This window comes from Pseudomonas sp. Sample_9 (genome assembly GCF_004307535.1).
GTDB classification, from domain to species: Bacteria; Pseudomonadota; Gammaproteobacteria; order Pseudomonadales; family Pseudomonadaceae; genus Aquipseudomonas; species Aquipseudomonas mercuritolerans.
Window position 1 is genome coordinate 1 of the sequence record NZ_RAZO01000389.1, and the last position, 14,221, is coordinate 14,221.

Consider the following 14,221-nt stretch of genomic DNA (forward strand, 5'->3'; position numbering starts at 1 on the left):
GCGAGCTGGGTCACCTGAGCGAAGCCAAGCACGCTGCCATCAGCGAAGCCTGTGCGCGATTGATCCGCGGCGATTACCACGAAGAATTCGTGGTCGACATGATTCAAGGTGGCGCCGGCACCTCCACCAACATGAACGCCAACGAAGTGATCGCCAACATTGCTCTGGAAGCAATGGGTCACGAGAAAGGCGAGTACCAGTATCTGCACCCGAACGACGACGTGAACATGGCGCAGTCGACCAACGATGCCTACCCGACGGCGATCCGTCTGGGTCTGCTGCTCGGTCACGACGCGCTGCTGGCCAGCCTCGACAGCCTGATTCAGGCGTTCGCGGCCAAGGGCAAAGAGTTCGACCACGTCCTGAAAATGGGCCGTACCCAACTGCAAGACGCCGTGCCGATGACCCTCGGCCAGGAATTCCGCGCGTTCGCCACCACCATGGGCGAAGACCTCGCGCGTCTGAAGACGCTGGCCCCGGAACTGCTAACCGAAGTCAACCTGGGCGGCACCGCGATCGGCACCGGCATCAACGCCGACCCGCGTTATCAGGCACTGGCTGTTCAACGTCTGGCATTGATCAGCGGCCAACCGCTGGTACCGGCCGCCGACCTGATCGAAGCGACCTCCGACATGGGCGCGTTCGTGCTGTTCTCCGGCATGCTCAAGCGCACCGCGGTCAAGCTGTCGAAGATCTGCAACGACTTGCGCCTGCTGTCCAGCGGCCCACGCACCGGCATCAATGAAATCAACCTGCCGGCGCGTCAGCCAGGCAGCTCGATCATGCCCGGCAAGGTCAACCCGGTGATCCCGGAAGCCGTGAACCAGGTCGCGTTCCAGGTCATCGGTAACGACTTGGCGCTGACCATGGCAGCTGAAGGCGGCCAGCTGCAACTGAACGTGATGGAGCCGCTGATCGCCTTCAAGATCCTCGATTCGATCCGCCTGCTGCAACGTGCCATGGACATGCTGCGCGAGCACTGCATCGTCGGCATCACCGCCAACGAAGCGCGCTGCCGTGAACTGGTCGAGCATTCGATCGGTCTGGTCACCGCACTGAACCCGTATATCGGCTACAAAAACGCCACCCGCATCGCCCGTATCGCCCTTGAAAGCGGCCGTGGCGTGCTGGAACTGGTGCGCGAAGAAGGTCTGCTCGACGAAGCCATGCTCGCCGACATCCTGCGCCCGGAAAACATGATTGCCCCGCGTCTGGTTCCGCTCAAAGCCTGAGCCGACGCGAACTTGTAGCACCGCTCACCAGGTCGAGGGACTAGACACCTCTCACCTTTTGAGGGCTTGGGGATTTTGTCCCCGAGCCCTTTTTTTTAACTTCTTTGCGGGCAGGACGTTAGATGCTTTGTGTATTCGATACCGCCAAGATCGCAGCCTTCGGCAGCTCCTACAGGATTGACGTGCACCTGCAGGAGCTGCCGAAGGCTGCGATCTTTTGATTTGCAGCAACCTCGTTTCGTCGCTTGCACCACTACCGTGCAGACGGGCGCGCCACTGATCGGTATAGTGCCGCCCCTCTTCGCGTGAGCGGTCGTCGGTAACGAGGCCATCACCCATGCGAAACCCGAACTAATAACAAAACCCGCGATATGGATCCGGGACGAAACCTTCGCCTCACCCGTCGTGCCGCGTGCATGCCGGTGTAACACGATGTTTCTCCGATCCAGCATTTGCACCCACAAAAAACAGCGAGGATAAATCCATGCTCGAAGTCATCAACGACTTCCTCTCAGGGAAAGTACTGATCGTGCTCATTGTCGGGCTCGGTAGCTACTTCACGATTCGCTCGCGTTTCGTTCAACTGCGTCACTTCTTCCACATGTTCGCGGTGTTCCGCGACAGCCTCAAAGGCAGCGCCGGACAGCTCAGCTCGTTTCAGGCCTTGATGCTCAGCCTCGCCGGCCGCGTCGGTGCAGGCAACATTGCCGGTGTCGGCATCGCCGTGACCCTCGGTGGTCCGGGTGCGGTGTTCTGGATGTGGGTGACCGCACTGGTCGGTATGTCCAGCAGCTTCTTCGAGTGCACCCTGGCCCAGGTCTACAAGCGCGCCGATGGCGACGGCCTGTACCGTGGTGGCCCGGCGTATTACATCCAGCACGGGCTCAAGCTCAAAGGCATGGCGATAGTCTTCTCCGTTCTGCTGCTGGTCACCTACGGCTTCGCGTTCATCGGCCTGCAGTCCTACACCGTGACCCACTCGCTGCAGAACGCCTTTGACTTCAACCCACAACACACCGGTATCGTCCTGGCGGTGCTGCTGGCCATCACCTTTATCGGCGGGATCAAGCGCATCGCTTCGGTCTCCGACCTGCTGGTACCGATCAAGACCCTGGCCTATATCGGCGTGACCCTGTACGTGATCGGCACCCAGATCGAACACGTACCGGCCATGCTGGAAACCATCTTCAAGAGCGCCTTCGGCCTCGACCCGGCCTTTGCCGGCCTGCTCGGCAGCGCCATTGTCATGGGCGTGAAGCGTGGCGTATTCGCCAACGAAGCGGGCCTGGGCAGTGCGCCGAACGTCGCCGCTGTGGCCGCCGTCAAGCACCCGGGCGCGCAGGGCGTGGTCCAGGCTTTCAGCGTGTTCCTCGACACCTTCGTGATCTGCACCTGCACCGCGCTGCTGATCCTGCTGTCGGGCTTCTACACGCCGGGCTTCGAAGGTGACGGTATCGTCCTGACCCAGAACTCGCTGGCCGCCGTGGTCGGTGACTGGGGTCGCATGTTCGTCAGCGTCGCGCTGTCACTGTTCGTCTTCACCTGCATCCTCTACAACTACTATCTGGGCGAGAACAGCTTGCAGTTCCTCAGCCGCAACCGCGCCCTGCTGATGCTGTTCCGCGGTCTGGTGCTGGCGCTGGTGGTGTGGGGTTCGATGCAGGACCTGACGACAGTGTTCGCCTTCGCCGACATCACCATGACCTGTCTGGCCTTCGTCAACCTCGTGGCCCTGGCCATGCTGTTCAAGGTCGGCCTGCGGGTGATGCGCGACTACGATGAGCAGCGTCGCGCCGGCGTCAAACAGCCAGTGTTTGATTCGAGCAAATTCGCCGACCTGGATCTGGATCGCAACGCCTGGCCGGTCAACCCGCCAGCAGCGGCGGGCCAGACTGAAACTGCGCCGCAAGGCGTACCTGCAGCGCAACGCTGACAGGTGAATGACGGGCGCATCCCCTGCGCCCGTCAGTTATTGTGATGCAATAACCTGCAGGATTGAGCCTGCTCGCGATGGCGGACTTTCAACCAACATCAGTGTTGAATGACACACCGCTTTCGCGAGCAGGCTCGCTCCCACAGGACCCTCATCGTTTCGGAGAATCCTATGAGCTCGTCGACCTATCCCGCCGCTCAACACGTCATGGTGCTCTACACCGGTGGCACCATCGGCATGCAGGCCAGCGCCAACGGGCTGGCCCCGGCGTCCGGTTTCGAAGCGCGGATGCGCGACTACCTGCACAGCCAGCCTGAGCTGGTAGTGCCGCAGTGGCAGTTTCGGGAAATGTCGCCGCTGATCGACAGCGCCAACATGACCCCGGCCTACTGGCAGCAACTGCGCGAAGCGGTGGTCGATGCCGTGGACGTGCAAGGCTGCGACAGCGTGCTGATCCTGCACGGCACCGACACGCTGGCGTACAGCGCGGCGGCGATGAGTTTTCAGTTGCTCGGCCTGCATGCCCGCGTGTGTTTCACCGGCTCGATGTTGCCGGCGGGCGTGACCGACAGCGATGCCTGGGAAAACCTCGGCGGCGCGCTGGTCGCCCTCGGCCAAGGCCTGGCGCCGGGCGTGCACCTGTACTTCCACGGCGAACTGCTGGCGCCGACGCGCTGCGCGAAAGTGCGCAGCTTCGGCCGCCATCCGTTCAAACGCCTGGAGCGTCAGGGCGGTGGTGTGAAGGCGCCGTCGATTCCAGTCGCGCTGAACTACAACCAGCCGAAGCAACTGGCAAAAGTGGCGGTGTTGCCGCTGTTTCCCGGGATCAGTGCCGAGGTTCTCGATGGTCTGCTCGACAGCGGCATTCAAGGTCTGGTGCTGGAATGCTACGGCAGCGGCACAGGGCCGAGCGACAACCCGCAATTCCTCGCCAGCCTTGGCCGCGCACGGGATAACGGCGTGGTGGTGGTCGCGGTCACGCAGTGCCATGAAGGGGGCGTTGAGCTGGATGTGTATGAAGCGGGCAGTCGTTTGCGCGGTGTCGGCGTGTTGTCCGGTGGCGGTATGACGCGCGAGGCGGCGTTCGGCAAGTTGCATGGGTTGCTGGGGGCCGGGCTGGAAACGGCTGAAGTTCGTCGATTGATCGAACTGGATTTGTGTGGTGAGTTGATCTGAGCACGGCGCTGGATTGCCCCTCACCCTAACCCTCTCCCAGAGGGAGAGGGAACTGATCGTAGTGTCTTGCGCTATACACCGACCTGATAAACAGTGTCGATTATGGACTCGGCGGCGGTGTCTCACGTCGGTGTATTTCTGCAATATCCCCCGTTCGGCCCCCTCTCCCTCTGGGAGAGGGCTGGGGTGAGGGCCTGCGGCATGCAACTTGCTGCGTTCCAGCCACCTCCAGGCTGGAAGATCCCATGCTCCACTCCCACCTCACCACCCTCAACGCGGTCTCGCTGATCCTCAACACGTTCAAGGCCGAAGGTCTGTCCAGTGAGGCACTGCTGGCTGGCAGCGGCATCGTGGCGGCGGATTTGCAGCGCGCCGATACGCGGATCACCACCCATCAGGAGATGCAGGTCTGCACCAACGCGGTCGCGCTCAAGCGTGACATCGGTCTCGAATTGGGCCGACGCATGCACGTGTCCTGTTACGGCATGCTCGGTTACGCCCTGCTGACCTGTGCCACCTTCGGTGACGCTTTGCGTCTGGCGATCCGTTATCCGGCGCTGCTGGGCACGTTGTTCGAACTGAGCCTGGAAGACGATGGCGAGCAGGTGTGGTTCGTCGCTGCTGATTACCGTGAAAGCGCGGCGATGGCGGTGTTCAACGCCGAATTCTGTCTGGTGTCCCTGAAAGTCATCTGCGACGACTTGCTCGGCCATCCGCTGCCTCTACGCGCCACGCGCTTTGAACATGCAGCGCCGGACTATCGCGCCAGCTACGCCGAACCCTTCAACTCGCCGCTGCACTTTTCGGCCAAGGACAACGCCTTCGCCTTCGACCGCCATTGGCTCGATCAGCCGCTGCCGCTGGCCGACGCGATCACCCATCAGGCCATGGCCGAGCGCTGCCGCAAACAGAATCTGGAATTCACCGGACGCCAGGCCTGGCTGGGGCGGATTCGGCAGTTGCTCAGCGCACAATTGAATGCCGCGCCGGGCCTGGAGGGGTTGGCGCAGCAGATGAAGTGCTCACCGCGCACCCTGCGTCGGCATTTGAAAGACATGGGCAGCAGCTATCAGGAACTGCTCGATGAACTGCGCTTCGAACGGGCCAAGCAGATGTTGTGTGAGGATCAGCTGCCGATCTATCGGATCGCCGAGACGCTGGGCTTCAGCGAGACCGCGAGTTTCCGCCATGCGTTTGTGCGCTGGAGTGGCGTGGCGCCGAGTCAGTTCAGATCCTGAAGATCAAAAGATCGCAGCCTTCGGTTGTTAGGGGCGAATTGCGGTCAGAGCTTTTGGCCATATCGATCCCCTTTTGGCCGCTCCCGACGTTCTCCGATTCAACTTGCGCCGCAACACTGAAGACCACCGAATCAGCCTTGCGGAGAACAACAAATGCTGACGATCTACTCAGACGATCACCACTTGCACCATGGCCGTTGCGAACTTATCGATGGCCAGCTCAAGCCGTGCTTCGAGATGCCGTCGCGTGCCGACCATGTGCTGCAACGCGTGCACAAGCAAAACCTCGGTGCGGTCGAAGCGCCGAAGGATTTCGGCGTGGAGCCGATCGCGCGCATTCACAGCCGTGACTATCTGGAATTTTTCAAAGGTGCATGGCAACGCTGGACCGAGTTCAACACTGACGGCGACTTGCTGCCCTACACCTGGCCGGCGCGCACGCTGCGTGCGATCAAACCGACCAGCCTGCATGGCCAGCTCGGTTATTACAGCTTCGACGGCGGCGCGCCGATTACCGCCGGCACTTGGCAAGCAGCCTACAGCGCGGCGCAAGTGGCGCTCACCGCGCAAGCTGAAATCCAGGGTGGCGCACGCGCAGCCTTCGCCCTCTGTCGTCCGCCGGGACATCACGCCGCCAGTGATTTGATGGGCGGATATTGCTACCTCAACAACGCCGCGATAGCCGCGCAGGCCTTCCTCGATCAGGGCCACCAGAAGGTCGCGATCCTCGACGTCGACTACCACCATGGCAACGGCACCCAGTCGATTTTCTACGAACGCAGCGACGTGCTGTTCACTTCGATCCACGGCCATCCAGAAGCGGAGTTTCCATTCTTCCTCGGTTACGACGACGAGCGCGGCGAAGGCGCCGGTGAAGGTTTCAATTTCAACTATCCGCTGCCGGCCGGTTCCGGCTGGGATGTGTGGAGCGCGGCGCTGGATCAGGCCTGCGACGAGATCGACAGTTACGGCGCGGACATCATCGTCGTCTCCCTCGGCGTCGACACGTTCAAGGACGATCCGATCTCGCAGTTCAAACTCGACAGCCCGGATTACCTGGCCATGGGCAAGCGCATCGCCGCCCTCGGCAAACCGACCCTGTTCGTCATGGAAGGCGGCTACGCGGTAGAAGAGATCGGCATCAACGCGGTGAACGTGCTGGAAGGTTTTGAACAATGAAAAAGCGACTGATCGCCTCGGCGCTGTGCGCGGCTCTGCTAAGCGCTGGCGCCCACGCCGAAGAACGCACGCTGCGCGTCTATAACTGGTTCGACTACATCACGCCCAAGGCGCTGGACGACTTCAAGGCACAGAACAGCCAGACCAAACTGATCTACGACATCTTCGACACCAACGAAGCACTCGAGGCCAAGCTGCTCACCGGCAACTCCGGCTATGACGTGGTGGTGCCGTCCAACGTGTTCCTCGCCAAGCAGATCGAGGCCGGGGTGTTCCAGCCAATGGATCGCAGCAAGTTGCCGAACTGGAATCATCTCGATTCGAAACTGATGAAGCTGATCGAGGCCAACGACCCGGGGAACAAGTTCGCCGTGCCGTACATGTACGGCACGATCCTGATCGGCTTCAACCCGGCCAAGATCAAGGCAGCTCTGGGCGACAACGCGCCGGTGGACAGTTGGGACCTGATCTTCAAAGAGGAGAACATCAGCAAGCTCAAGCAGTGTGGCGTCGCCCTGCTCGACTCGCCGTCGGAGATTCTGCCGCTGGCTCTGCAACACCTCGGCCTCGACCCCAACAGCAAGAAGCCAGCGGATTACGCCAAGGCCGAAGCGCTGCTGATGAAAATCCGCCCTTATGTGACGTACTTCCATTCTTCCAAGTACATGGCCGACATTGCCAACGGCGACATCTGCGTGGCCGTCGGCTATTCCGGCAGCTTCTCGCAGGCGGCCAACCGCGCCAAGGAAGCGAAAAACGGCGTGGTGGTCGATATGCGCTTGCCCAAAGAAGGCGCACCGATCTGGTTCGACATGCTCGCGATTCCCAAGGGCGCGAAGAACACCGAAGACGCCTACACCTTCATCAACTATCTGCTGCAACCTGCGGTGATTGCCCCGGTCAGCGACTTTGTCGGTTATCCAAACCCGAACAAGGACGCCACCGGGCTGGTCGATCCAGCCATTCGCAACAACCCGAACCTGTATCCGACCGATGCGGCAATGAGCACGCTCTACACCTTGCAGCCGCTGCCGCGGGATGCCGAACGGGCGCGCACGCGGGCCTGGACCAAAATCAAATCCGGGACCTGACACCCGCCCCTTGCACGGAGACCCGCACATGCGGGTCTTTTTTTGCCTGACAGATCTATGTACCGCACGCCCAAGCGGCGCGCCTTTTACCTTGCGCTGATCCGTCGCCCTTCCGGCGCGCCGACAGAGCAGGAATCGCCATGCCCGAAATCCCTAAAGCCAGTGCCGTCGATATCGTCACCCAACTGGTCACCGGCCCTTCGCTTCGCGAAGTCGCTACGAAAACGCTGCGCCAGTCCCTCAGAACCCTGTATCCGAACCTGGACATTGACCCGCGCCTGACCATGGTCGTGCAGCCTGCGTGGATCATCGAGGGCGAGGAAGTCGTCTCCGGTCGCCCGAAGGTCGAATCGCTGACCGATGCACTGGTGCGTCTGGGTCTGTCCGGCACGACCGTAACGTACCTTGATGGTGAAGATTATCTGACCCAGCAACCCGGTTGGCCGGCAGCCGTGAAACTGCCGGTGCGGATCGATGCCATCGGGTTGCTGCTCAATGAACTGGCACCGCTACTGTTCATTGCTTACAAGGAACAGCACGTTGATTACTGGGACGAGTTCACCTATCCCGGGCAGCCGCGCTGGCAACAGCTGTCGCAAGCGTTGCGCAACTTGTGGCAGCCGGATTCAAGCCTTGGCTGGGACGCCGATCAGATCGCCATGGCTCTGGCGGTGTACACCGAACCCGATCCGCAACAGCGGCTGGCGCCCGCCCCATATGCGGTCCGAGCATGCCTGATTGATCTTGATCGGGGAGACGGCGATCAGCGGGAGCACTGTGCCCTGCTCGACACAGCGGTCCTGATCGGCACGGTTGCACAGCGCACGCTGATCCTCACCTACGCCGTGACCCAGGGTTTTCAGCACTTCGACTCGCTGCAAGAGCTCGGCGCAGATCTGCTGCAACGTTTCGGTTCAACTACAGCGGGCGAAGACCTCAAATGGCGACTGGTCGAACCGCAGGGCAATTTCTTCGACCATCAGGCCTGCGCCCTGATTTCACTGGAGGCCGACGCTCTGGGCGAGATCAGTTTTTTCCAGGATTCGCCGCTCAACCGGGTCTATCCGCATACCGGCACGGCCGGCAAACCCGCGCAACCGCCAGCGCGCCTGGAACCACACTTCGAACGTCTGCGTCCGATGCTGCCGGACTGGCTGAACGACGCTTTGCCCATGGACCAGACCCGCTACAGCCGACACCTGCTGAACCTGACAACGGTGCATCACGAAAACCACGGCAAGTCCTTTCAGGATGAGGTCGTCAGCCTGCAGACCTTCGCCCGTAACGCCCTCAAGCAGCAGCTGCTCAAGGAACAGCCAGGCGCGAAAGACATCAAGATCGATGACATTGAAATCACCATCACCAGCCTGGTGGTCTGGGGCACGTTCGTGTTGCCGGGTCACACTCAGACGCAAACCCTGACCCTGCTGGAACTGGCCTTGCAAAACCTCGCAGGACTGCCACTGGGCAACAAGACCGTGCGCTACAAGAGCGGCGGCGCCTTGCCCGACTGGATGACGGTGGCCTGCCTGGAAAAGCTGGTCAGCACTGTCGACATTGGCAAGACCTACCCGGCGCACTTGAAGGCGCTGCTGATCGACGACGCAGAACAAGCATCGGCGCTGCAAACGCTGTACACCAGCCAGCTGCGCATCGAGCTGCCGCTGCTGGCGTTGCAACACAAGATTCAGCACAAGGCCGGCATTGATGAAACGGGTTATCGATACGTAGTGGCAGCACTGGCCACGACGGATGCGGAACGCCATGTCGACGGCGAGGAAATCGTCATTCGGCCGTTGGCGTTCATTGCTCGTCGCAGCAGCTCGACCGCTGACCGCGTCGCCAACATGTACGTCATCGGTCCGCGCGAAGCGAACAAAGGGCCATGCGTGCTCTATCGCCCGTTGTTCGACATGGCACTGCTGCAATATCCGGGGCACGCCAATCTGCTCTATGCGATCCAGCACTCGCGGCATTTGCGCGACTCGGTATTGGCCTGGCTGCCGGAAGACGTACGCTTCAACTACAGCCAGTTCGTCTTTACCGCGAGGCTGCCGTCGGTGTGGACGATCCCGCAATTACTGGTCAATCCCACCACCGCGCTCGATATGTCCGGCCCCGTCGAGCTGGGCACTGAGGTGATAGCCCGCGATGTACCGGCGACGTTGCATGAAAACAACGTACAGGCCCTCATTACGCAGGCCGACCGGCAATCGGTCTCCGATGCCGAGGCTCGCTGGGCAACGCTCAAACAGGGCGGCTGGTTGATGCTCAACGCCGCCCTGCCATTCCTGGGCCGCAGCGTCGGCGCGGCAGCGTGGATCTGGCAGATCATGGACGATTTGCAGGAAGTCACTGACGTGGCCAATGAATCGTCCGGCAAGATCGCCTGGACTGCGATTGCCGACATCCTTCTCGCGTTGGGCATGGTCCTGGCGCACCGTGCGGCGGTCAGCGCCGCACCGGAATTGAAATCCATCGCTGCGATAGAGGAACCAACGACCACGGTGAATCCCGTCGGCAAGGTTGTCAAAGCGTTGCGCCTGCCAGACCTGGCCAGCGGCGAGTTGCCCAGCGCCCACACCACGTCCATCGACATCGTCACCGCACTGAAACGTTCCCCGGCAGCGCTTGCCGCGCTTCTCGACGCGTTCAAGGTCGACAAACCCAAAGGCCTGGGCGCAGCCGCCCGCGAAGGTGCGCATCGAGGCCTGTATGAACTCCAGAAAAAATGGTTCGCACAGGTTGGCGAGCGGTGGTTCGAAGTCACGCGCAATGAGCAGGGTCAGGTACAGATCATCGATTCAGGCCGGCAACCACAACGTGCCGGCCCGACACTGGCGCGTACCGCCGGCGGTGAATGGGTCATAGATCTGCGTCTGCGCCTGCGTGCTGGTGGTCTGGAGAGCGTTCGCCGGGTAGCGCGAGGAAGCCGGGAGAAAGATGCGAAAGCTTTATACGACAAAAACATCGTGTTCGAAAAAATCCTGCCAACCAGGCAAACCCGTCTCGAAGCGGATCGCACCGCTCTGCGCGAAGCGTCCTCACAGGATCAGGTAGAGGCTCGCAGCCGTTATATCGACACCCTGGAAGCGCAACACAAGGAATACGCAGCCAACATCCAGTTGATCAAGGAGCTCAATCTCAAGGAGCCCATTCCCAACTATCGCACCGTGATGAGCGAGCGCCTGCAGATGCAGCTGCTCATTGGGCATGAGTGGCTTGAGCAGCATTCAACGGATTTTCAGCGGCGCGTCCTGGCGATGCAGACCATGGCCGGCGTCGACACCGGATCAGGATCAGATGCATCTGTTCGGCCTTACCTGGAAATGTCTGATATCACCGAAGGCATCATCGAAAAAATGGAGGCGGCACAGAGCTGCTTCAATGACATGACCCTGTTGGGAAAAGAAGCCGTCGAGGCAATGCGCGACTATAAGGACGCCTGGCCGGATTACTCGGTGACCGAGCTCAAGCAATTGCAGATCAGTCTGGGTCAGGAAGTCTGCATCAAGCCCGGCGACACCCAGCTCCACACGGACGCCTATCATGCACTGGCCAACGTGATCGCCGATGCCGCGCTCAATATCCAGAGTTCGCTTGACCTGAGCGCTGATGAAAGCCTGAGCAATCTGCGAGATCGCATCGACGCCCTGAGTAACGTCAGCGAACAGTTCTCCGCCGTCGACCGGCGCTTCGATGATCTGCTCATCGAGTACCCTGAACACATTTACCTGGACCGACTCAAGCGAGTGCAGACGCGCGTGCTCGCGTTCAAGGCCAGCGCTGACAGCAAACTGGCCGAGCTGCTGCGCTACCGGCATCTGCTAGTGCCGCAGGCCGGCTCGTCGCGACCCTCGGCGTCATCCTCGAATCGACGGATCATTCAGACCCGATCAAGGGGTACGCTGGTTGGCGAACGAAAAAAGAGTCTCGACGGACACGACACCGATCTGATCGAAGTACGCTCCAGCCTGACAGGCGTCATCGCTACGTTCGAAGAGCAAACCCCCGGTCTCTGGGTGGAGCAACGCACGGCGCCAGCGACACCGCCGACAGTCGCGGTAAGCCTGAGTAAAGCCGTAACCGAAGGTCAGGCGCTGATTGACGGTCTGGCCGCATTTCACCGGCGCATCGAGGCGCGCCTCAAACGTGGCTCGCGGATTCCCGTGGAGGTCGAAGAGGAATATCACAACCAGGCCGCGCTGCTGCGCAAAGCCAATGCCGCGATCGATGAGGCGCTGACCGCCAGCAACCTCACCGCCAGCCTGCGTGAACCCTCTGAAACGCTCAACCACGCGCTCGACAAAGCGGCAAAGACGCTGGAGGAAAAAGGCACCAGCACGCGTATCCGGCTGGTCAAGCAGCAACCGCCGACGGCGGCCGGGGTCCAGTGGCTCAAGGACAAGGGGGAAGTGAAGATCTCCAAAATCCTGACCCGACGTCGTCTGCGCCGCCATGAGCATGACTTTCTCGACGAATATGAGGTTCGTGATGCTCACACCGCCAAGGTCCTTTGCTACGCGCACTTCCACTACAGCAGCGTCGGCGCCACCGTTGGAGCCTTCGTGCGCGGACACATGAAAACAGTCGCTCAACAACGAATGGGTGGCGCTTACGCGCCGGGTCTTCTGGATAATCAGGCGCTGATCCAGATCCATCGCAGCGAGATTTCCAGTCGCTCGGCCGAGGCACTGTTCTTCACTCCCGCCACGCCTGTCGCAACCGCGTCAGCGCCGTTCTGATCGCAGGCTCCGGCACGGCGGCAAAACCCAGCACCAGTCCCGCGCGCTGATCCATGGCCGTGGACGAATCCGGTAGCCAGTAACTGCTCAAGCCGTTGATCTCGACATCGACATCAGCGGCTTGCGCGATCAGTTGTTGCTCGCGCTCGACGCTGCCGACCGGCACGGTCAGGTGCAACCCGGCAGACACAGCAGGCAACCGGCCGACACCGGCGATCGCCGTCGGCCAGCCTTCGAGCAGGCAGTTGCGCCGGCTCAGCGCAGCCCGGCGCATGCGGCGGATATGCCGCTGAAAATGCCCGGCAGCCATGAACTCGGCCATCACCGCTTGCGTGCTGACTTCCGAGTGCCGCACATCCACCGCGCGCCGTTGCGAGAACGCGTCGACCAGTGCTGGCGGCAACACCAGGTAGCCAAGACGCAGCGCCGGAAAGGCGACTTTGCCAAATGTGCCGACATAGAGCACGCGGCCCTGACGATCAAGCGACGCCAGCGGCGCTAGCGGTGCGCCGCTGTAGCGGTATTCGCCGTCATAGTCATCTTCGACGATCCAGCCGCCGACACGCTCGGCCCAGGCGAGTAATTCAAGGCGCCGGGCCAGACTCATGACCACACCGGTCGGGTACTGATGCGAGGGTGTGACGTAGACCACGCGGCAGTCAGTGAGTCCAGCCATTGCGCTGCAATCGATACCGTCGCTGTCCACCGCCACGCCATGCAGTTTCGCCCCCGCTACAGCGAAGGCATGCCCAGCGGCGCGATAGCCCGGATTCTCGATCGCCACGCCGTCCCCAGGCTCGACCAGCAGCTGTGCACAAAGGCTGATGCCCTGCTGCGCGCCACTGGTGATCACAATCTGCTCAGCCGTACACTGCATGCCACGCGAACTGCGCAAATAAGCAGCGATCATGCCGCGCAGTCGAGCATCACCCGCTGGATCGCCGTAACACAGTTGCTGCAAATCCGGTTTGCGCCAGAAAGCCGCGTTCAGCTTGGCCCAGACCTCGAACGGGAACAGATCGAAAGCCGGAACACCCACGCGAAAAGCTCGTGGCGGACCACTCGGAGGTCGAGCCAAATGGTGCTTTTCAATACGAGAAAAACCGCCACTGTGGATAACTTTACTGGATGAATTCACAGGCAAATCCAGCCAATTTGTGGATAAGGCTGTGGGTAAGCCTGTTGACAAGCCTGTGGATGGATTTGTGGATAGTTTTTTCTTTGGTGTCGATGCCTGAGCCAGTTGCGCGACATAAGTGCCGTCACCCACTCGCCCCTCGACAAAGCCCTCGGCATACAACTGATCGTAGGCGCGCACCACACTGTTGCGAGAAATTCCAAGTGCCGAGGCCAAGTCACGGCTGGCCGGCAATCTTGTTCCACTGGCCAGACGCCCATCGAGTACACGCAGGCGCAACGCTTGATAAAGCTGGCGGCTCAAGCCTTGACGGCGATCAAGCTCGATCCCGGCCGGATTGAAAGGCATCGACAGCGGTGGCAGATCAGGCATGGCGAATGGACCTATGAAATGGCTCGACAATGGCTCTTACAACGGACCAATAGCCTGCCTACGATGCAGGCATTCGCCAAGGAAAATCTGTCCATGTACACGCCACGCGCCTTTGCC

9 protein-coding genes are annotated in these 14,221 nt (G+C 61.0%); 8 read left to right on the forward strand and 1 reads right to left on the reverse strand.

Annotated elements, in window-relative coordinates; all coding sequences use genetic code 11:
• From D6877_RS22440 to D6877_RS22470, 7 genes are all read left to right on the forward strand, one after another.
• Nucleotides 1–1,232 (forward strand): aspartate ammonia-lyase (locus D6877_RS22440; RefSeq protein WP_130912143.1); only part of this gene is annotated, 1,232 nt, incomplete at its 5' end.
• A 484-nt stretch (nt 1,233–1,716) separates the two neighbouring features.
• Nucleotides 1,717–3,165: an alanine/glycine:cation symporter family protein gene (locus D6877_RS22445; RefSeq protein WP_016772471.1), complete on the forward strand. Its 1,449-nt coding sequence runs from the start codon at nt 1,717–1,719 to the stop codon at nt 3,163–3,165.
• 171 nt (nt 3,166–3,336) lie between these two features.
• The gene (locus tag D6877_RS22450) at nt 3,337–4,341 is read left to right on the forward strand and encodes an asparaginase (protein ID WP_130912144.1); all 1,005 of its coding nucleotides are present in this window, start codon (nt 3,337–3,339) and stop codon (nt 4,339–4,341) included.
• A gap of 245 nt (nt 4,342–4,586) precedes the next feature.
• On the forward strand, nt 4,587–5,579 hold the full coding sequence (locus D6877_RS22455; RefSeq protein WP_039757283.1) for an AraC family transcriptional regulator: 993 nt from the start codon (nt 4,587–4,589) through the stop codon (nt 5,577–5,579).
• 153 nt (nt 5,580–5,732) lie between these two features.
• Nucleotides 5,733–6,758, forward strand: a complete 1,026-nt coding sequence (locus D6877_RS22460) for a histone deacetylase family protein (RefSeq protein WP_130912145.1) — start codon at nt 5,733–5,735, stop codon at nt 6,756–6,758.
• Complete coding sequence (locus tag D6877_RS22465) at nt 6,755–7,849, forward strand: polyamine ABC transporter substrate-binding protein (RefSeq protein ID WP_130912146.1); 1,095 nt, start codon at nt 6,755–6,757, stop codon at nt 7,847–7,849. Before D6877_RS22460 ends, D6877_RS22465 begins: the two co-directional genes overlap by 4 nt.
• A gap of 140 nt (nt 7,850–7,989) precedes the next feature.
• Nucleotides 7,990–12,594, forward strand: a complete 4,605-nt coding sequence (locus tag D6877_RS22470) for a DUF6543 domain-containing protein (protein ID WP_130912147.1) — start codon at nt 7,990–7,992, stop codon at nt 12,592–12,594.
• Here D6877_RS22470 and D6877_RS22475 read toward each other — a convergent pair.
• On the reverse strand, nt 12,551–14,104 hold the full coding sequence (locus D6877_RS22475; protein ID WP_130912148.1) for a PLP-dependent aminotransferase family protein: 1,554 nt from the start codon (nt 14,102–14,104) through the stop codon (nt 12,551–12,553). The genes D6877_RS22470 and D6877_RS22475 overlap by 44 nt on opposite strands.
• Between D6877_RS22475 and D6877_RS29655 the strand changes: the two genes are divergently transcribed.
• A partial coding sequence (locus D6877_RS29655) for a hypothetical protein (RefSeq protein WP_206662994.1) occupies nt 14,015–14,221 on the forward strand: 207 nt, incomplete at its 3' end. The two genes, D6877_RS22475 and D6877_RS29655, sit on opposite strands and share 90 nt — an antisense overlap.